At 69.7% G+C, this 17,304-nt stretch carries 17 protein-coding genes and 1 pseudogene; 9 read left to right on the top strand and 9 right to left on the bottom strand.

Annotated features, from left to right (window positions below; all coding sequences use genetic code 11):
• The first annotated feature begins 51 nt into the window (after positions 1 to 51).
• The 3 genes from ACTYVM_RS11380 to ACTYVM_RS11370 all read left to right on the top strand — a co-directional run bounded on the left by ACTYVM_RS11380 (position 52) and on the right by ACTYVM_RS11370 (position 3,354).
• Positions 52 to 822: a 2-phosphosulfolactate phosphatase gene (locus ACTYVM_RS11380; RefSeq protein ID WP_445525800.1), complete on the top strand. Its 771-nt coding sequence runs from the start codon at positions 52 to 54 to the stop codon at positions 820 to 822.
• Positions 823 to 986: 164 nt separating this feature from the next.
• Positions 987 to 1,673, top strand: coding sequence for a hypothetical protein (locus ACTYVM_RS11375; protein WP_445525799.1), 687 nt, complete (start codon positions 987 to 989; stop codon positions 1,671 to 1,673).
• A gap of 460 nt (positions 1,674 to 2,133) precedes the next feature.
• Entirely contained in the window at positions 2,134 to 3,354 is a 1,221-nt protein-coding gene (locus ACTYVM_RS11370) for a metallophosphoesterase (RefSeq protein ID WP_445525798.1), read from the top strand.
• A gap of 475 nt (positions 3,355 to 3,829) precedes the next feature.
• Here ACTYVM_RS11370 and ACTYVM_RS11365 read toward each other — a convergent pair whose 3' ends face one another.
• Together ACTYVM_RS11365 and ACTYVM_RS11360 are read right to left on the bottom strand one after the other, a co-directional pair.
• Complete coding sequence (locus ACTYVM_RS11365; protein WP_445525797.1) at positions 3,830 to 4,162, bottom strand: branched-chain amino acid transport AzlD family protein; 333 nt, start codon at positions 4,160 to 4,162, stop codon at positions 3,830 to 3,832.
• A complete protein-coding gene (locus ACTYVM_RS11360) occupies positions 4,152 to 4,904 on the bottom strand; it encodes an AzlC family ABC transporter permease (RefSeq protein WP_445525796.1) in 753 nt (250 codons plus the stop codon). Before ACTYVM_RS11360 ends, ACTYVM_RS11365 begins: the two co-directional genes overlap by 11 nt.
• Positions 4,905 to 4,967: 63 nt before the next feature.
• Here ACTYVM_RS11360 and ACTYVM_RS11355 point away from each other — a divergent pair, with 63 nt between their 5' ends.
• Both ACTYVM_RS11355 and ACTYVM_RS11350 read left to right on the top strand, forming a co-directional pair.
• Entirely contained in the window at positions 4,968 to 5,426 is a 459-nt protein-coding gene (locus ACTYVM_RS11355; RefSeq protein ID WP_445525795.1) for an Lrp/AsnC family transcriptional regulator, read from the top strand.
• Positions 5,427 to 5,452: 26 nt separating this feature from the next.
• Positions 5,453 to 5,680: pseudogene (locus tag ACTYVM_RS11350) on the top strand (IS1380 family transposase); the annotation flags it as partial.
• A 42-nt stretch (positions 5,681 to 5,722) separates the two neighbouring features.
• On the opposite strand, the gene ACTYVM_RS11345 reads toward ACTYVM_RS11350, so the two are convergent.
• From ACTYVM_RS11345 to ACTYVM_RS11315, 7 genes are all read right to left on the bottom strand, one after another.
• Positions 5,723 to 6,478 carry a trimeric intracellular cation channel family protein gene (locus tag ACTYVM_RS11345; protein ID WP_445525794.1) on the bottom strand — a complete coding sequence of 252 codons (756 nt, stop codon included), beginning with the start codon at positions 6,476 to 6,478 and terminating at the stop codon, positions 5,723 to 5,725.
• A 222-nt stretch (positions 6,479 to 6,700) separates the two neighbouring features.
• Complete coding sequence (locus ACTYVM_RS11340) at positions 6,701 to 8,485, bottom strand: CocE/NonD family hydrolase (RefSeq protein WP_445525793.1); 1,785 nt, start codon at positions 8,483 to 8,485, stop codon at positions 6,701 to 6,703.
• Between the two features lie 18 nt (positions 8,486 to 8,503).
• Positions 8,504 to 9,445 (bottom strand): MBL fold metallo-hydrolase, encoded by a 942-nt coding sequence (locus tag ACTYVM_RS11335; protein WP_445525792.1) that lies wholly within the window; start codon positions 9,443 to 9,445, stop codon positions 8,504 to 8,506.
• A 34-nt stretch (positions 9,446 to 9,479) separates the two neighbouring features.
• Complete coding sequence (locus ACTYVM_RS11330; protein WP_445525791.1) at positions 9,480 to 10,403, bottom strand: alpha/beta hydrolase; 924 nt, start codon at positions 10,401 to 10,403, stop codon at positions 9,480 to 9,482.
• 4 nt (positions 10,404 to 10,407) lie between these two features.
• Positions 10,408 to 11,520 (bottom strand): FAD-dependent oxidoreductase, encoded by a 1,113-nt coding sequence (locus ACTYVM_RS11325; protein WP_445525790.1) that lies wholly within the window; start codon positions 11,518 to 11,520, stop codon positions 10,408 to 10,410.
• A 13-nt stretch (positions 11,521 to 11,533) separates the two neighbouring features.
• Positions 11,534 to 12,490: a phosphotriesterase family protein gene (locus ACTYVM_RS11320; RefSeq protein WP_445525789.1), complete on the bottom strand. Its 957-nt coding sequence runs from the start codon at positions 12,488 to 12,490 to the stop codon at positions 11,534 to 11,536.
• A gap of 49 nt (positions 12,491 to 12,539) precedes the next feature.
• The gene (locus ACTYVM_RS11315) at positions 12,540 to 13,514 is read right to left on the bottom strand and encodes a phosphotriesterase family protein (protein WP_445525788.1); all 975 of its coding nucleotides are present in this window, start codon (positions 13,512 to 13,514) and stop codon (positions 12,540 to 12,542) included.
• 258 nt (positions 13,515 to 13,772) lie between these two features.
• Between ACTYVM_RS11315 and ACTYVM_RS11310 the strand changes: the two genes are divergently transcribed.
• Genes ACTYVM_RS11310 through ACTYVM_RS11295 form a run of 4 tightly spaced genes read left to right on the top strand, consistent with a single transcriptional unit; the run spans position 13,773 to position 17,203 of the window.
• Positions 13,773 to 14,945 carry a cytochrome P450 gene (locus tag ACTYVM_RS11310; protein ID WP_445525787.1) on the top strand — a complete coding sequence of 391 codons (1,173 nt, stop codon included), beginning with the start codon at positions 13,773 to 13,775 and terminating at the stop codon, positions 14,943 to 14,945.
• The gene (locus ACTYVM_RS11305) at positions 14,942 to 15,130 is read left to right on the top strand and encodes a ferredoxin (protein ID WP_100572037.1); all 189 of its coding nucleotides are present in this window, start codon (positions 14,942 to 14,944) and stop codon (positions 15,128 to 15,130) included. The genes ACTYVM_RS11310 and ACTYVM_RS11305 overlap by 4 nt, the downstream gene beginning before the upstream one ends.
• Complete coding sequence (locus ACTYVM_RS11300) at positions 15,127 to 16,269, top strand: NAD(P)/FAD-dependent oxidoreductase (protein ID WP_445525786.1); 1,143 nt, start codon at positions 15,127 to 15,129, stop codon at positions 16,267 to 16,269. The genes ACTYVM_RS11305 and ACTYVM_RS11300 overlap by 4 nt, the downstream gene beginning before the upstream one ends.
• 10 nt (positions 16,270 to 16,279) lie before the next feature.
• On the top strand, positions 16,280 to 17,203 hold the full coding sequence (locus tag ACTYVM_RS11295) for a LysR family transcriptional regulator (RefSeq protein WP_445525785.1): 924 nt from the start codon (positions 16,280 to 16,282) through the stop codon (positions 17,201 to 17,203).
• Positions 17,204 to 17,304: the final 101 nt, after the last annotated feature.

The raw sequence follows: 17,304 nt of genomic DNA, 5'->3' as shown, positions 1-17,304 counted from the left end.
AACGCTGGATCCCCCTCCCCGTTGATCACACCGGTGTCAGAATCAACCACCATGGGCGACTGGTTCCTGCAGGAGGAGTACGGAGTCCGATTCGAGTGGGGCCCCACCGGTGCCCAACGATTGGCGCTTGACGCCGCCTGTCTAGTGGTGGTCGACGTGCTGTCGTTCACGACATCGGTGACCGTCGCAGTCGAGGCGGGAACCCGGGTCTTTCCCTGTGCCTGGCGTGACGAGACGGCGTCCGCCTTTGCCCGGAACAAGACGGCGGCGCTGGCCGTGGGGCGGCGAGCCGCCACCTCGACCTCACCGTGGTCGCTGTCTCCGGCAGCACTCCGGCATGCCCCGTTCACTCCCCGCCTCGTGCTGCCCTCACCCAACGGATCGGCCATCGCCGCGGCGGCAGGCGATGCGACGGTGGTGGCGGGCTGTCTGCGTAACGCCACAGCTGTCGGACGATGGCTGGCCCGTTGCGGCTATGGGACTGCGGAGCGTCCCGTCATGGTGATCGCCGCTGGTGAGCGGTGGCCGGACGGAAGCCTGCGACCTGCGCTGGAGGACCTGCTGGGTGCCGGGGCGATCATCGCCGAACTGGAGTCGCGAGGCGTTGGCCCATTGTCCCCCGAGGCGGCTGCCGCACGGGCTTGCTTCACGCACACTCCCGACGTCACTGATGCCGTGACTGCCTGCTCCTCGGGCATTGAACTGGCCCGCAGCGGGTTCGCCGACGACGTGGCCATCGCAACCGAGCTCAACGCCAGCGCGATCGTGCCCGTCCTCACCGACGGAGCCTTCAACCACAGCAGCGACGGCACGGGGTCATAGCTGAACCTGTGAAGTTTCGGCAGCACCTCAGCAGCTTGGCGCCCTTGCGGTCCAAGGTGAGGTACTCGACCTGGAGCAGGTCGAGCAGGAACTGCCCCTCAGGGGGCTTGCCGAACAGCAGAAAGAACCGCGGCTTGATGATCAACACTGGATAGGCTGTGTGCATGTCACGTGCACGCGCCACCCTCGTAACCGCCCTTGTCGGGATTGCCGCGCTCACCGCCTGCTCCTCCAGCAGCGACAAGCCGGCTCCCAGTTCCGGCGCGCAGAAGGACGACGAGCCGGTCTCCGCTCCCGCTCTGAAGCCGATCACGAAGGAACTCACCCAGGCCCAGATCACACAGGCCCTGCTCGGTGACGGCGAGACCCTTCCCAGTTGGTCCCTTCACGGCGACAAGTCCGTGACGGAAGGGCAGTACTGCAACGGCACGAAGGAGGCCGACTCCGCGCCGACGGGCTGGGTCCGCGGCGGCGATTCCTCGTACGAGTACAACGGCTCCACGATCAACATGGCGTTCATACATATCTGCCTGTTCACATCAGCCGACGCCGCCCACCGTCAGTACACGACGTGGAAGGGCACCGAGACGAGCAAGCAGCAGAACCCCAAAAAGCCGGTTGGCGACGAGAACACACTGGTCATCAACCCCGGATCCAGCGACGACTCCGTCTATGGGTACGTCCGCTCGGGCAAGGTCAACATCCGGGTACGGATCGAGGGCGGCACCGCAGGCGACCCCTCGGGCACACAGGCCATGCTCGCCGCAACGCTCAAGCGCCTTCAGCAACTGCAGGACGGCAAAGCCGCCACCGTGACCGCCCCTGACGAACAGGACGCGGCCCGGCAGTAGCGGAACAGCGATCTGCGCAGCCCAGGGCACGACCACAGACAACGCCAACCGCAGCAGTACAGGAAAGAAGCGGGTTCTGGCACGGCGCCTGGGCCGGTTCGTATGGGTAGCGCTCCAGAGCGGCCTTTGTGGCCTCTTTCGGCGCCAGCCCGCCGTAATGCTGCATTACCCATGCGTAGCCACGCCGCTCGGACTGCAGGCAGTCGAGATACTCGGCTTCGTTCCATGTCACGGCTCAACGCGCCGTGGAGCGAGTGGGGCTCGCGCCCACACCGAGCTCCACCGTTCCGCTGCCAACCAGGTCGGTGATCAACCCTGTCCCACTTCGCGCGGTGCAGCAGGTGCCATCCCGCGGAGAACCCTTCGCCCCAAGGGGCCGCACCCGTGAACACCGGGTCGGCCGATCCGGGGGCGACCGGATACAGTGCGCGAGACGGCAGCCCGGTCAGGGAGGGGAAGCGTGACCGACACCAGCAACGCCCGGCCCGCCGAGGGTGAAGCGCGCGCTCCGCGGCAGAGCCGGCTGCACCGCCTGATGCGCTACATCCCTCGGATCGCTCCCGTCCTGCTGTGGGCCGTGCCCTGTTGGGTGCTCCTGCACAGCGGCCAGCACTGGCCGCTGCCCGTCACGCTGGTCGGCACCGCCCTGTTCGCCCTCGGCCTCGTCGGTATGCCGCTCGCGATGGTGCGCGGCCACGGCCGGCGCCAGCAGGACCGGGCGGCGATCATCGGTGACACCCTGTTGGGCACCAGTTGGGTCCTGTTCACCTGGTCCGTTCTGCTCGGCGTCCTCTTGCGGCTCGCCCTGACCGTGGCCGGCGTCGGCGAGAGTCAGGACCGCGCCCGAATTGTCACTTGGGCCGTACTCGGCATGACCGGCGTACTACTCGCCTGGGGGTACGCCGAGGCCCGCCGCGTGCCACGCGTGCGCCGACTCGACGTGCGACTCCCACGACTGGGTGCCGGGTTGGACGGCCTTCGCGTCGTCCTCATCACCGACACCCACTACGGCCCGCTCGATCGCACTCGCTGGTCGGCGCGGGTATGCGAGACGGTGAACACCCTGGAAGCCGACCTGGTCTGCCACACCGGCGACATCGCGGACGGCACGGCCGAACGCCGCCGCGCCCAGGCCGTCCCACTCGGTACCGTGCGGGCCACCCGGGCCCGTGTATACGTCACCGGCAACCACGAGTACTACAGCGAGGCCCAGGGCTGGGTCGACCTGATGGGCGAGCTGGGCTGGGAGCCGCTGCGCAACCGGCATCTGCTGCTCGAACGCGGAGGCGACACCCTCGTCGTCGCCGGCGTGGACGACGTCACCGCCGAGTCCTCCGGCCTGGCGGGCCACCGCGCCCACCTCGCCGGAGCCTTGGACGGCGCCGACCCCGACCTACCCGTCCTGCTCCTGGCACACCAGCCCAAGTTCGTCGACCGGGCGGCAGCCGACGGCATCGACCTCCAACTCTCCGGCCACACCCACGGCGGCCAGATCTGGCCCTTCCACCACCTGGTCCGCATCGACCAGCCCGCCCTCGCCGGCCTCAGCCACCACGGCACCCGCACCCTCCTCTACACCAGCCGCGGCACCGGCTTCTGGGGCCCGCCGTTCCGCGTCTTCGCCCCCAGCGAGATCACCCTGCTCGTGCTCCGCTCCCCGCACCTGCCCACCTCGCCGTAGCACTGGGCGGGCCAGCACATCCGCTTGGAGCAGTCCACGGGCCAAGGGGTGCGCCGTCGACAGATGACCAGGCCCGTCTCGCCGCGGACAAGATCCGGACCATTCCCGGGCCGACGGCTCCAACGAGCCATACGTGACCACGCTTTACGCAGGTCAGAGGCGCGTGACGCCGGTACCACCAACGGATCCGCCCACGGCAGGGCCCGGTTTGCGCGGCGACTTCCCATTCCTCCCACAGGTCTCCCGCTCCTGACCACTGCTTCCGGACCAGTCACGGACCAAGAGCCCGAGTCAGTCGGCCGACGCTTCCCCTTGGCTGACGCGTTCCCACTCCCCCATGGACTGCTCGATGAGGCGGTTGGCCTGCTCGCGGACGCCGTCGGAGTCCAATCCGGAGTCGAAGCCTCCTGAGGCTTCCCAGTGTTGCTCGTCGGCCTGGTCGTGGGCACATTGGCCAGGCAAGAGAGGTCCCGCTTCAGCGGGCGAAGACCGTGCTGGCCAGGATCACGTGGACAGTCGTGCCGCCGAGGATGCTCAACAGCGCGTTGCGGCGCCACAGGTGGAGGCCGCTGGTGACGGCCAGGGCCGCGAGCGGGGCCGCGGCGCGGGCCTCGGTCACCGGCAGGTCGTGGAGGCAGTAGACGACAAGGATCACCATGACCCCGGCGGGCATGCGTGTGCTGAGGTACTGGACGGTTCCGCTTTCGCGCAGGGGGGTCAGGGCGGCGAAGGGCAAGGCGCGCAGGCCCCAGGTGACGGCGGCCGCGACGAGGACGGCGGCGATGACGTAACTGGTGTCAGGCGGCATGGCGGGGCTTCCGGGACATGGTGAGGTGGCGGGCCAGGAGGGCGGCGGTGAACAGGGTGAAGGCGGCCAGGAGCATCTCGCCGGGGAAGAGGAGTCGGGCGGCCAGGGCGCTGAGCACGGCCAGGACAGGGGTGGGCACGTCGCCCCGCAGGTCTCGGACGGCGTCGAGGGCCAGGACGGTGAACAGAGCGGTCAGGGCGAAGTCCAGGCCGGTGACACTGTCGGGGAGGAGGGAGCCGAGCAGTGCGCCGGCGGTGGAGCTGCCCGCCCAGTACAGGTGCAGGAAGAACTGCAGCCACAGGATGCGGCGGCTGGACCAGGTGCGGGCCTGCTCGCCGGTGGTCAGCGCGTACGCCTCGTCGCACATCGCGTAGGTGCTGTACGCCTTGCTGAGACGGCCGGTCACGCGGTGCAGAGGGAAGGACAGCGTGTAGAAGACGTGCCGGACGTTCACCAGCAACGCGGAGACCGCGATCACCGCGAGCGGGGCGGAGGCGGTGACCATGCCGATGAGCAGGAACTCGAACGATCCGCCGAAGATGAGCGCCGCGGACAGCCCCGCCCACCACCAGTCCAGGCCCGACTGCGTCACCAACGCCCCGAAGGCGAGACCGAGCGGAAGGAATCCCAGACCCACGCCGGCGGAGTCCTTCAATGCCGCGCGCACCTCGGACCGTATCGGGGGCGGCAGAGTGGGCACGGGCCGGGGCTGGCCCCCAGTGACGACAGGGGTTATGTCCATGAGTGAAATTCTAGAAACAATCCCGCCTCATATGGTTTCCACTTCCCACCCTATGATCAAGGTATGAGCAATGAATTCGCCCTGGACGCCGTGGACCACGAAATTCTGTTTCATCTGCGTCAGGACGGACGGCTGACCAACGTCGAGCTGGCCAGACGAATCGGCCTGACCCCGCCACCCTGCTTGCGCCGGGTCAAGCGACTGGAAGAAGCCGGCATCATCACGGGGTACCGAGCCGTCATCAACCCCCAGGCCCTGGGGCGCGGCCTGGAGGTCCTCGTCGACGTCGAGATCTACGCCCAGGACCGCAAGAGCTTCCAGGAGTTCGAGGACACCGTGGCCTCCTACGAGGAGATCATCGAGTTCCGCCGCATGTACGGGCGCCCCGACTACTTCATCCGCGTCGCGGTCGCCGACCACGCCGCCTACGAAGCCTTCCTCACCGAGAAGCTCAGCGGCCTGCCCGCCGTTCTCCGCCTCGAATCCCACCTGACCATGAAGAAGATCAAGACCAACCCCTGATCGCGGCCCTGCCGCTCACCGCATCCTGGCTGTCCTACTCAGTCGGCATGGTGATCACCGACACCGTTCACCAGCACGTGCCGAAGATCCCGGTCTCGGCCTGGACGCCGGCCGTCGAGACCGATGGCAAGGTCCGCGACGGAGCCTGGGTTGCCGAGCTCACCGGCAAGTTGCTGGACGGCTGACCCAAGGGCATGCGGCTGATCGTCCGCAAGGAACGACCGCATCCCGGAGCCCAGCTGAGGATCACTGACGGATACCGGCGAGGCCGGACAGCACTGCACGGGTTCGGTCGGTCACGACGTCTCCTTGCGCGGGTGGGACTGGTCCTCTTTCCCGTTTCGGGCATTGGTGCCGGTGCCGTACCGCAGTGCCCCAGCCGCCCTCGAACGGGGCTGCCAGTCCAGGCTGTTGGGCAGGTTCCAGCCGAACCGCACGGCAGTGAGCCGCAGGGCCAGGGCCAGGGTGATGCCCAGGCCGGCGCCGATCGCCGGCACGCCGAGGTACACGCAGAGCACCGTGACTCCGGCGACCGCGACGGCGACAGTGGCGTACAGACCGTTGCCCCCGAAGACAGCCGGCACCCTGCCGAGGACGACATCGCGCAGGGCGCCGCCGCCGACGGCGGTCACGGTGCCCAGGAGCACGGCCGGAAGCCATCCCAGCCCCACGGCGAGCGTCTTGTTGACCCCGGTGACCGCCCAGAATCCGAGGACGGCGGCGTCGAGGGCGGTGAAGAGCCGGGTCCAGGACTCCTCGCTGAGTTTGATGAGAAAGACCACCACGGAACCGGCGATGGCGGTCGACAGGTAGGCGTAGTCGGTCAGCGCGACCGGTGTGCCGTGCTGCAGCAGCACGTCCCTGATCATGCCTCCGCCCAGACCGGAGATGATGCCCACCACCAGGAACCCGAACAGATCCAGGCCGGCCGTGCGGGCCACGGCGCCCCCCAGCAGCGCGCACGAGAAGACACCGGCGAGGTCGAGATAGCGCGTCGCAACCGCGATTCCGGCGGGGATCAGGGAGGCCGACATCACACACACGGTGGACACGATGACGAGCCTAGTGACTCGGCGCCTCCACGGCACCCGCAGACGGCCACGGACAGTGACGTTCCGCGACGACCGCGGCCGGCAGGTCGGATCGCCTGCGGTCACGGCCTCGTGGGCGCGGAAGACACGGGGTGGGTGCAGGGCCGGATGTCTGCGGCGCACGCGGGCCGGGGCGGGACCGGCCGCCGGGGTACGGCGGTCCCCCGGGCGGCGTCGGCCTCGTCAGGAGCCGCTGCGCCGGTCGCCGTCTCCGGTGCGCGCAGAGCCCGGTCGCGTCACGTCCGGCGCCGTGACCGCCGTGAACGGCAACACCAGCCGGGAGGGGTGCGCGGCGTCGCGGTAGATCTTGTGGGTGACGGGGCGGCCCACCGGCAGGTGGAAGGCGTCCGGCGGCAGCAGCGCGTTGTGCGCGTCGGCCGGCGGCTCGTCGTTGGAGAGCTCCACGACCAGCTTGTGGCCCGGCAGGAACGTCGCCGCGAACGGGTAGACGCGCAGCACGTACTCCTCGATCTTCCCCGGCTCGACCGGCACCGCGCGGGTGTGCGGGTGGTAGGGGTCGCCCTCGGTGGTGCGCCGCTGGTCGAGCTCGCGGTGCGAGGCCTTGAGGTAGGCGGTCGTGACGAGCTGTCGCTTGCCGCCCGGGGCCTCGTCCCACATACGCAGGATGAAGTTGGTGTCGCTCTGGTCGATCTCCGCGAAGAGGTGCGCCGCGCCCTGGCCGATCATCTCGGTGGGCTCGGTGAACGGCTCCGTGCTCCAACTGAGCGTCTCCACCTTGTCGGTGACCGTGAGCGGCGCCTGGTAGAAGCCGTCGGGGACGGCGTGCTCGGCGCCCATGGGCTCGGGCTCGAAGGAGAGCTTGTGGCGCGGGCGGAGGTAGAGCGGCTTGTGCTCCACGTCCTTCGGCGGCCACTGGGCCCCCGTGACGTACTGGCGTGAGCCCTCGACGTGCACGGTGACGGCGGGCTCGTCCATGATCCCGTTGTCGATGCCCTTGATCCAGTAGTCGTACCAGCGGAACATCTTGTCGTGCTCTTCGACGAACGGGCGCGACTGCATGGGCGGGTACGGGCCGATGTCCAGCTTCTTGGGCCCCTTGAGGCGGTTGAAGACCTCGATGGTGCCGTCCATCGTCCAGCCGCGGCCCTGGTCGATCTGGAGCCAGACCGGGATGTCGATGTTCGGCGCCAGGGTGACGGGATTGCGCTCCTCGTACCACTCGCCGTCGACCTCGTTCATCACGATGTCGAACCAGGCCTCGTGGTTCTTCGGATAGTTCAGCACGTGGACCAGGTTGGGCCAGGCAGCCACGTCCGGGTCCTGCAGGCGCTCGGCGACCCGCTTCTTGATCTCTTCGGGCGAGTAGGTCTCCAGCATGCGGGACTTGACGCCGTCGGTGAAGGCCCAGCCGGAGTCGCCACCGCGCCCCTCACGGGCGGCGCGCGGCATGAACCACATGACGCCGCCGTGGTAGGTGGTCTCGTAGAAGTCGTAGTGACCGCCGCTGACGAAGATCGCCTTGAGGCTCGGCGGGCGCTCGGCCGCCGCCAGCACCTGCATAGAGCCGAAGTAGGAGATGCCGATCATGCCGACGTTGCCGTCGCACCACGGCTGCGCGGCGACCCACTCGATGAAGTCGTACGCGTCCTGGCCGAGCGAGACGCCACCGGCGTTGTAGTTGCCGATGTGCTCGCCCTCGGAGGCACCGGAGCCGCGCAGGTCGCCGATGACGTGGACGTAGCCCTCCTGGACGACGCGCGCGATGTCGCCGGCCTCGATGCAGCCGTCCCACATGGGGCTCGGCCGGCGCTGCGGCGGGGTCGTCAGGGCCAGTGCCTGGAGCTCCTTGCCGTACGGGCTCAGGGCCACCAGCGCGGGCCGCGGTGTGCCGTCCACACAGCTGTACGCGTCGGCCACCAGCGCGACACCGTCGCGCATCGGCACCTGGAGATCCTTGCGGACGGCGATCGTCCGCTCGCCCGCGCGGATCGTGTGAAGGTCTGTCATGGGTGTGAAGCTCCTGTGTTACGCGTTCTGTTCGAGGTGCGTGCGGTAGCCGGCCATGGAGGTGAAGAACGGCGACGGCTCGAGCGCGGGGTCCCCGGTGTAGCCGAGCTCCTCGGCGGCACGGGCGAACGGGGAGTACGGCGAATCCGTCTCCCGCAGCCCCGCCTCCAGGCATCCGCAGGCGGCCGCGGCGACCCGGGCCTCGATGTCCAGGCTCTGGGTGATGGCCTCCTGGGCCCGCGCCTCGTCGAGCTCGACGCCGTACGGTGTGCCGTCGACGCGGCGGTAGGGGTGCCCCAGGTAGAGGTGCCGCGGACGGATCTCGTCCCGCAGGTACTCCAGGCCGGCGCGGTAGGCGACCGGGTCCGTGTAGCCGGGGAAGCCGTTGGCCGCCCCGTGGACCTGGACGGCGTCTCCGGTGAACACCGAGCGCTGTCCGTCGACGACGTAGGCGACCGATCCGGGCGTGTGGCCCGGCAGGGAGTGCACCGACACGGTGACATCACCGCCGAGGGAGAGGGTCTCGCCGCCCGTGACGAGCAGGGAGGGCTCCATCTCGCCGGAGATGACGGCCTCCGTGGCGGCCGTCACCTTCGCCTCGCCTTCGGGGTCCTCCAGGTACCGACCCCGTCCCGCGAGGTACTCCTCGACGTGGGCCCGGCGCGAGCGGAGCATCGGTGCGTCGGCCTCGTGGATGACCACCTGTGCGCGCCGGCCGGTGAGTTCCCACAGGGCGTGCGCTCCGCCGACGTGGTCGATGTGACCGTGGGTCAGCAGGATCCAGCGCACGTCCTCGATGCGGCGTCCGATCGCCTCGAGCGCGGGAGCCATCCCTTCGGCGGGTGACGAGGCGATGCCCGTGTCGACGATCGCCGGCTCGGGTGCGTCGATGAAGAAGCTGTAGAGACCGAACCGGCCCCAGGGCGAGACCAGGGGGTGGACGGTGACTGGGTGCGTCATGCTTTCCACTTCCACTCGTGCACGGGCCGGCCGGTCAGCCGCGGCCGAGGAAGTCGCGTGTCTGGGTGAAGACCGCGTGGTACTCCGGGATCCAGGAGAAGTGCTGGACGAACCCGTGGCCCGCTCCCTCGTACCGGCTCACCGTCGCTTCCACACCGGCTTCGCGCAGCCGTTCGCCGTACAGTTCGCCCTCGTCGCGCATCGGGTCGTGCTCGGCGGTGACGACCAGCGCGGGCGGCAGGCCGGTGAGGTCGGTCCGCTTGACCGGCGACACCAGCGGGTCCGCGGGGTCGGCGCCGCTGTCGAGGTAGAAGGCGTTGAAGGGCTTCAGACCCGCCGTCTCCAGGCCGTAGCCCACGGCGTTCTCCCGCAGCGAGGCATAGCGGTCGACGTCGAAGTCCAGGTCGAGCGAGGGGTAGTAGAGGATCTGATGGGTGATCCGGTGGAATCCGTCGTCGTGCGCCCTGGCGGCGACCGCGGCGGCGAAGGTGCCACCGGAGCTGTCACCGGCGACGGCGAGGGTCTCGCCGTCCCAGGCCAGGCCCGTACCCTCCTCGGCGACCCAGCGCACGACCGCGTAGCAGTCGTCGAGACCGGCCGGGAAGGCCGCCTCGGGTGCCAGGCGGTAGCCGACGGAGACGACCTTGAGTCCGGTCTCCTTGGCCAGCGGGCGGGCGACGTGGTCGTGGGTCTCCAGGCTGCCGAGGAAGAACGCGCCGCCGTGGAAGTAGACCAGCACGCCGTAGCTGTCGGCCTCGACAGGGGTGTAGATCCGCACCGGTATCTCGCCGACGGCCGTCTTCGCCGTCACGTCGTCGACCGCGTGGAGCGGCAGGCGCTCCGCCAGGGGGGCGACGTGCGCCTCGTCCGCGGCGCGCATGGCGACCGGGTCGAGCGGGCCCTCGGGCGGGGCGGGCAGGCTCGCGAGGAATTCGGCGATCTCGGGATGCAGCGTCATGGTGTCACTCCTGCCCGGCAGCCGCGGGCTTCTGGCCGGGAAAGACGTCGTTGATCTCGTCCTCCGTCCACCCCTGGCGCGAGATGCGCTGCAGTTCGTCGGTCACCGGCTTGCGGGTGGCCTGGTACACGGCCAGTCCCTCCTTCGGCGACGCGGCCTGGCGCAGGGCGTCGGCGAGCGCGCCGGCGTCCTCGATGGCCGAGTTCGCGCCCTGGCCCTGGTGGTGCAGCATCGAGTGGGCCGCGTCGCCCACGAGGACGACGGAGTCCGAGTGCCAGGTGTCGACCGGGTCGATGTCGTAGACGGCGCGGATGTTGACGGTGTCCATGTCGAGCTCGCGGGTGATGTTCACGAGGCGCTCGTCGAAGCCCTCCACCGTCGCCAGGAGGTCGTCCTTGGTGACCTGCGGGTTCCAGGTGCCGTCCGGGCACAGGGCGGTGATGTCGAACGACACCTGGCCGCGGTGGCGCAGCGGCAGCAGGTAGACCTTCGTGCCCCGGCCGATGTACATCCGCAGGTTGTCGTCGACGACCATCCCGTGGGCGGCGTCGACGGGGATGACCGCGCGGTAGGCGTGCTCGCCCGAGAACACCGGGCCCTTCCCGCTGAACAGCTGCCCCCGCACCACCGACTTGATGCCGTCGGCGCCGACGACCAGGTCGGCCTCGACGGTCTTGCCACCGGCGAAGGTGAGGACGGAGCTGTCCCCCTCGTCCTCGATCCGCTCGAGCTTGTGGCCGAGGTGCACCATGCCCTCGGGGAGGACGCCCAGAAGCGCGTCGATGAAGTCGCCGCGGTGGATCAGGTGGGTATGGGTCTGCTCGCCGTCGGCCGGCCACGCCTCTTTCATGATCGGGTCACCGGTGGCCGTGAGGATCTCGAAGTACTCGCTCGGCGAGGTCACCTTCGTGATCGCGTCGTGGATCCCCCACTGGCGGAACCGGTTCATGGTGACGGGACGCAGACCGATACCGGCGCCCACCTCCCGGATCCGGTTGGCCTGCTCGTAGACGTCGACCTCGGCGCCGAGCAGGCTCAGGGCCTTGGCCGCCGCCGCGCCGCCGTATCCCGCTCCGACAATGGCGATCTTCAGGTTCTTCAGGTCAGCGGACTGCATGGTGGTTCTCTCTTTACTTCTGCAGGGTGAGGAAGTCGGCGGGGTTGTCGACGAAGATCGTCTTGATGGCGGCCTCGTCGAGACCGGCGGCGCGGAGGTCCGGGATGAGGTCCTCGAAGAGGTAGTTGACGGTGTGGCCCTTGACGCCCGGCCAGCCCAGCGGGCTGCAGTTGGCGTCGGCGGAGGCGAGGACCTGCTTCAGCCGCCGGCCCCCGTCGACGAACCGCAGGAAGTGGTCCAGCCGCTCCTTGCGGGGCCGGGCCCAGAACGGCGGGTCGGGCAGCTCGGTCTCGTAGCCGAAGGTGTCGAAGCCGATGCGGCCGCCCTGCTCCGCGATCCAGACGTCGCGTGTCTTGTCGGCGTTCACGCCGTCGTCGACGTGCCCGAACAGGACGCGGTCCAGGGGAAGGCCCTCTTCCTGGAAGATCGCGATCGCGTTCTCGGCGTCGATCGCGAGGTGGGTGAGGATCGGCACGCCCGTGGTGAGCGAGGCGCGGGCGGCGGCGCGGTAGATGCGCTTGTCCAGGTCCGTCATCCGGCCGCCGCGGCTCACTCCGACCTTGATCACACCGGCGAGGCTGCCGGTGCCTCCGACGCCGACGGTGATCTCGTGGACGAACTGCCGCACAAGGTAGTCCACGTCGGCGTTCGCGAAGTGCGGCAGGGCGGTGTCGCCGCCGACGAAGCCGGTGCAGGCGACGATGTGGACGCCGGTCTTCGCGGACAGCGACTTGTAGTAGTCGACGTCACGGCCGTTGCAGATCCCGGTCGCGTCGACGAAGGTGCCGCCGCCGTACTCGTGGAACGCGCGCAGCTTGGGGACGGTCTCCTCGTAGCGCTGCTCGGGGGTCTTCCACCACTTGGTGTCCAGTTCGGAGCCGGGCATGCCGTACCCGATGTGCTCGTGGACCGCGACGAGTCCCAGCTCCTCGGCCGGGACCGGCCCGAGGACCGTGTTCACTCTCGACACAACACTCACCTTTGAGTAAGAGACTTGATGGTCGTTCGTGCCGGCGCGCTCAGCGCACCGACAGCAGGTCGCGCGGGTTCTCCACGAGAATCCGCCGCGCGTCCTCGTCGCTGAGGCCCTGTGTCTTCAGGAGCGGGACGAAGGTGGCCAGGACGTGGCTGTACGGCAGGTCGTTGCCACAGTGGCCCTTCGCCACACCGGTCGCGCTGCTCGACAGCAGGATCCGGTCGGCGAAGCCGGCCTGCACCAGGTCGGCGACCAGAGCGGCACGCTCGCCGTCGGTGACGTGTTCCCCGTCCTCCACGCCGACGTGGTCGAGGGCGACGTAGGCGCCGCGCCGGGCGACCTCCAGGGGTGCTCCGGCGGCGACGGCGTCCTTGCGGTCGAGTCCGCCGACGACGACACGGTCGGCCGCCAGCTTCTCGTCCAGGACGACGTCCAGGTCGTGCAGGGCGTCGCTCCCGTAGCGGACGGAGACCGCGACGCCGGTGCTCAGAGCGGTCCGGGCCGCACCCCGGAACAGGCTCTCGTCGGTCGCGGTCATGCCCTCGCGGGTCGCGGTGGTGGCCACCAGGCCCGCCGCTCCGCGCCGCTCCACCCGCGGGACCACCATGCCCTCGGTGACCTCCTTGGTGAAGAGGTCGGCGAACTTCTCGGCGGGCCACGGCGTCGGCGGGTTGGTCTGCGGCGTGAGGAAGTATCCGCCGAGCAACTCCTCGGGGCCCTGACCCGTCGACGCGACGATGTGCACGCCGGTCGCGCGGGAGAGGGTCTCGTACAGCCGGACGTCCCGGCCGTGGAACATCCCGGTGCTGTCGACGATCGTGCCGCCGCCGTGGGCGCGGAAGTCCTTCAGCTTCGCGGTGAGGGTCTCGAAGATCTCGGCGCGGTCGATGGTGATGTCGAAGGCGTGCTCGGCGCCGGGCACCACCGACAACAGCGCCTCATGGACCGAGACGACACCCAGCTCGGCGGCCGGCACCGGGCCCAGGACGGTGTTCACCGTGTTGCTTTCGACGCTCATGCCTTGCCTCACATGTCCGGTGTGGGGTGCCCGCGCACCCTGTGGCTGCGGTCACGGTAGCCATTCGCTTTACACTTCGTCAATAAAACGAGCAGCACGAAAAAACAATTCCCCGAGGGTTGCGCGAGCGTGACCGACTGGACGTGACCGCCCCCCCGCCCCGGAGATGTCAAGTGCATGACACATGCGCGCGGTGCATGTAACGGCATGTAAAGCATTCACTTGTTCGATATGGGGTCAGACACTTCACTGTGGGGCATGAGCACCCCTCCGACCTCCGACATCGACCTCTTCGCCGACGAAGTCGTCCTCGATCCCTACCCCGTCTACGCCGAACTTCGGGAACGGGGCCCGGTCGTCCACCTCCCGGAGAACGACGTCTACGCGCTGACGCGGTACGACGTCGTCCGGGGCGCCCTCGCCGACTGGGAGTCGTTCTCCTCGACCTCGATCGCGTTCAATCCGACGGCCAACGAGGCGCTCACCGGCACCTCGCTCGCGTCCGACCCGCCCGTGCACACCCAGCTGCGCGCCACGCTCACGGAGAACCTCTCCCCGCGTGCGCTGCGCGGTCTCAGGGCCGGGATCGAGACGAAGGCGGACGCCCTCGTCGCCGGACTCGTCGAGAAGGGCTCCTTCGAGGCCGTCGACGCGCTCGCCCGCGCCTTCCCGCTGGAGGTCGTCGCGGACCTGATCGGCTTCACCGGTCACGTGCGCGACAACATGCTCCGCTGGGGACAGGCCGCTATGCAGGTCCTCGGCCCCATGAACCAGCGCACGGCCGAGAACTTCCCCATCGCCGGCGAGCTCTACGCCTGGTGCTCCCAGGTCAAGGCCGACGACCTCGCCGAAGGGTCCGTGGGCCGCGGCATCTTCGAGGCCGAGGACCGCGGCGCCATCCCCGCGGACACGGCCGGCCACATCATCCACCAGTACCTCGGGGCCGGCGTCGACACCACCGTCGCGGCGATCGGAAACATCGTCGCCCTCTTCGCCCGGCATCCCGACCAGCTCGCCCTGGTCCGCGAGAACCCGTCGCTGGTCCCCGCGGCGTTCAACGAGGTGCTGCGCTTCTGGGCTCCCGTCCACGCCTGGGGCCGGCGTGTCACGAAGGACGTCACGATCGAAGGGGCGGTCGTCCCGGCGGGTGCACAGGTCGCGATCCTCTTCGGCGCCGGCAACCGCGACCCCCGGCACTACGAGAACCCGGACGCCTTCCTCGTCGAGCGCAATCCGGTCGACCACCTGTCGTTCGGCTACGGCCCGCACGGCTGCGCCGGCCAGGGGCTCGCCCGTCTGGAGGCCCACGCCGTGATCGAGGCGCTCTCCCGGCGTGTCGAGCGCCTCGTCGCCGGACCCGAGGTCCGCGTCGCCGGCAACACCACCCGGAGCATCGAGGCACTCCCCGTCCTGGAGGTGATCCCCGCATGAAGATCGTCCTTGACCGCCCCCGCTGTGAGGGCCACGGCCTGTGCGAGGAGGCCGCGCCGCAGCTCATGCACCTCGACGACGAGGGCGAACTGGTCCTGGACCGCGAGGAGGTCGGTGAGGCCGACGCCGCCCTGGCGAACGCCGCCGTCCGGGTGTGTCCGGTCGCGGCGCTGAGGGTCGTATGAGCACCGGCACCCTGAAGCGCGCCGTCGTCGTCGGCAACGGGGTCGCCGGGCTCACCGCGGCCGACACCCTCCGCGAGGCCGGCTTCGACGGCGAGCTGACCATCGTCGGCGACGAACGGCACCCGGCATACAGCCGCCCGGCCCTGTCGAAGGCGCTCCTGCTCGACGGTGACGACATGTCGTCGCTCGAGCTGCCACCGGCCGGACACGGCGCGAGCGAACTGCTCGGCGTGCGCGCGACCGGCCTCGACCTCGACCGCCGGCTCGTCTCACTCGACGACGGTACGGCCCTGCCGTACGACCGCGTCGTTCTGGCCACCGGCTCCCGGGCACGACGTCTCTCCGATCTGCCTGGGGAAGTCACCCTGCGCGGGCTCGACGACGCGCTGTCCCTGCGCGGACGGCTGGCGGCCGGGCCGTCGGTCGTCGTGGTGGGTGGCGGCCCGCTCGGCATGGAGATCGCGTCCGGCTGTCTGGCCGCCGGCTGCAAGGTCACGCTCGTCTCCCAGGGCGCGCCGCTGATTCTCCAGCTCGGCCCGTATCTCGCCGACGTGTTCGTCAAGGCCGCGCTGGGACAGGGGATCACCATCGTGGAGACCGCGGCGGCCCGGCTCGAGGGAAACGACCAAAGCACCCGGGTCGTCCTCGACGAGGGCGGAGCTCTCGAGGCCGACGTGACCCTGACCGCCGTCGGCGACATTCCCAACACGGAGTGGCTCGCCGACTCGGGACTCACCGCCCAGGGCGCCCTCCCGGTCGACGAGCGGGGTCTCGTCCGCCCCGATGTGGCGGCTGTCGGCGATCTCGCGGCCGTCCCCACCCCGCAGGGCCTGCGCCGCATCCCTCTGTGGAGCAGCGCGATCGAGCAGGCGAAGGTCGCGGCGCGGGCACTCGTCCACGGCGACGAGGCTCCACCGTTGCGGTTCCAGCCGTACTTCTGGACGGAGCAGTTCGGTCTGAGCCTGAAGGCGGTGGGCAACCTGCCGGTGGAAGGGGAGCCGGAGTACGTCGACGGAGGGCCCGGCGGCGGTCCGGCGCTGATGCGCTGGTCGCACGAGGACGGCGCCGGTGACGCCGTGGCGCTCAACTACCGGATCCCGATCCCCCGGCTGCGCCGGATGACCCGGACGGCAACGTAGGGTTCGCCGCATGAGCACAGAGGAACGGGGCGCCACGGGTTCGGGCCTGGACCGGCTGGCATCGGTCAACCTGAACCTGCTGGTGCCCCTCCTCGCGCTCCTCGAGGAGCGTTCGGTGACCAGGGCCGCGGAGCGGGTCGGTCTGTCCCAGCCGGCCATGAGCCACGCCCTGACGAGAATGCGGCGCATGCTGGGGGACGACCTCGTCGTCCGCCAAGGGAGCGGGGTCACGCTGACCCCGCGCGCACTGGAGTTGGTGGGGCCGCTGCGCAGTGCCCTGCAGCAGACGGCACGCATCGTGAACTTCCCCCTCTTCGACCCCGCGACGGACCGGCGGGTCATCACGGTCGCCATGACGAACAGCACGGCGTTCGTCGTGGGGCCCCGGCTGACCCGGCTCGTCACCGAGCACGCTCCGCACGCCACGCTGCGACTGCGGACGATCACGGTGCCGACCGAGGCGACCTTCACCGATCAGGGCGTCGACGTCGCGCTGATCTCCGAAGGGCACTTCTCGCCGTATCCGCGCGAGCGCCTGTACAACGACCGCTGTGTGGTGGTGGCCTCCCCGGACACCCCACCGGACGTCGGCGCGCTCGAGCTTCTGACGACACAGCCGCACATCGTCGTCGACACCGACCGGCGGGTCTTTCCCTACTCCGTGCTGGAGGACAAGGGCATCCTCTACCGGGTGGGCCAGCTGAGCTCCGACTTCCTGCTGGTGCCCTTCCTGGTCGCCCGCGCCGGCGGCGTCGCGCTCCTGCGCTACCAGGTGGCCGCCGCCATGCGCACGCTCGCGGACCTGCGGATCGAGGAGTTCCCCTTCCCGCTTCCCGGACTCGGGATCGACATGGTCTGGAATCCCCGGCTGGCCGATCAGCACTTCGTCGAATGGCTCCGGGCGCTGCTCTTCGACGTCGCGGCGGGGCTCTGACCCCGGTCAGCTCAGCGACTTCAGGACTCACCGGGACGATCGACGCGCACGGCCCCGTCTGCCGCCACACCGGGGCACGGCAGACGGGGCCGTGTGCCCGG

The sequence above is a fragment of the Streptomyces cyslabdanicus genome, assembly GCF_052663305.1.
The sequence above is the reverse complement of the archived record's forward strand: the minus strand, read 5'-3'. Positions and strand labels throughout refer to the sequence as shown.

Bases quoted from the DNA above. Each gene is read 5' to 3' on its own strand.
- ACTYVM_RS11380 (WP_445525800.1), top strand. From the start codon at position 52: ATGGGCGACTGGTTCCTGCAGGAGGAGTACGGAGTCCGATTCGAGTGG.
- ACTYVM_RS11315 (WP_445525788.1), bottom strand. From the start codon at position 13,514: ATGAGCGTCGAAAGCAACACGGTGAACACCGTCCTGGGCCCGGTGCCG.
- ACTYVM_RS11335 (WP_445525792.1), bottom strand. From the start codon at position 9,445: ATGACGCACCCAGTCACCGTCCACCCCCTGGTCTCGCCCTGGGGCCGG.
- ACTYVM_RS11340 (WP_445525793.1), bottom strand. From the start codon at position 8,485: ATGACAGACCTTCACACGATCCGCGCGGGCGAGCGGACGATCGCCGTC.
- ACTYVM_RS11295 (WP_445525785.1), top strand. From the start codon at position 16,280: ATGAGCACAGAGGAACGGGGCGCCACGGGTTCGGGCCTGGACCGGCTG.
- ACTYVM_RS11310 (WP_445525787.1), top strand. From the start codon at position 13,773: ATGAGCACCCCTCCGACCTCCGACATCGACCTCTTCGCCGACGAAGTC.
- ACTYVM_RS11360 (WP_445525796.1), bottom strand. From the start codon at position 4,904: ATGGACATAACCCCTGTCGTCACTGGGGGCCAGCCCCGGCCCGTGCCC.
- ACTYVM_RS11355 (WP_445525795.1), top strand. From the start codon at position 4,968: ATGAGCAATGAATTCGCCCTGGACGCCGTGGACCACGAAATTCTGTTT.
- ACTYVM_RS11325 (WP_445525790.1), bottom strand. From the start codon at position 11,520: ATGCAGTCCGCTGACCTGAAGAACCTGAAGATCGCCATTGTCGGAGCG.
- ACTYVM_RS11365 (WP_445525797.1), bottom strand. From the start codon at position 4,162: ATGCCGCCTGACACCAGTTACGTCATCGCCGCCGTCCTCGTCGCGGCC.
- ACTYVM_RS11300 (WP_445525786.1), top strand. From the start codon at position 15,127: ATGAGCACCGGCACCCTGAAGCGCGCCGTCGTCGTCGGCAACGGGGTC.
- ACTYVM_RS11375 (WP_445525799.1), top strand. From the start codon at position 987: ATGTCACGTGCACGCGCCACCCTCGTAACCGCCCTTGTCGGGATTGCC.
- ACTYVM_RS11330 (WP_445525791.1), bottom strand. From the start codon at position 10,403: ATGACGCTGCATCCCGAGATCGCCGAATTCCTCGCGAGCCTGCCCGCC.
- ACTYVM_RS11305 (WP_100572037.1), top strand. From the start codon at position 14,942: ATGAAGATCGTCCTTGACCGCCCCCGCTGTGAGGGCCACGGCCTGTGC.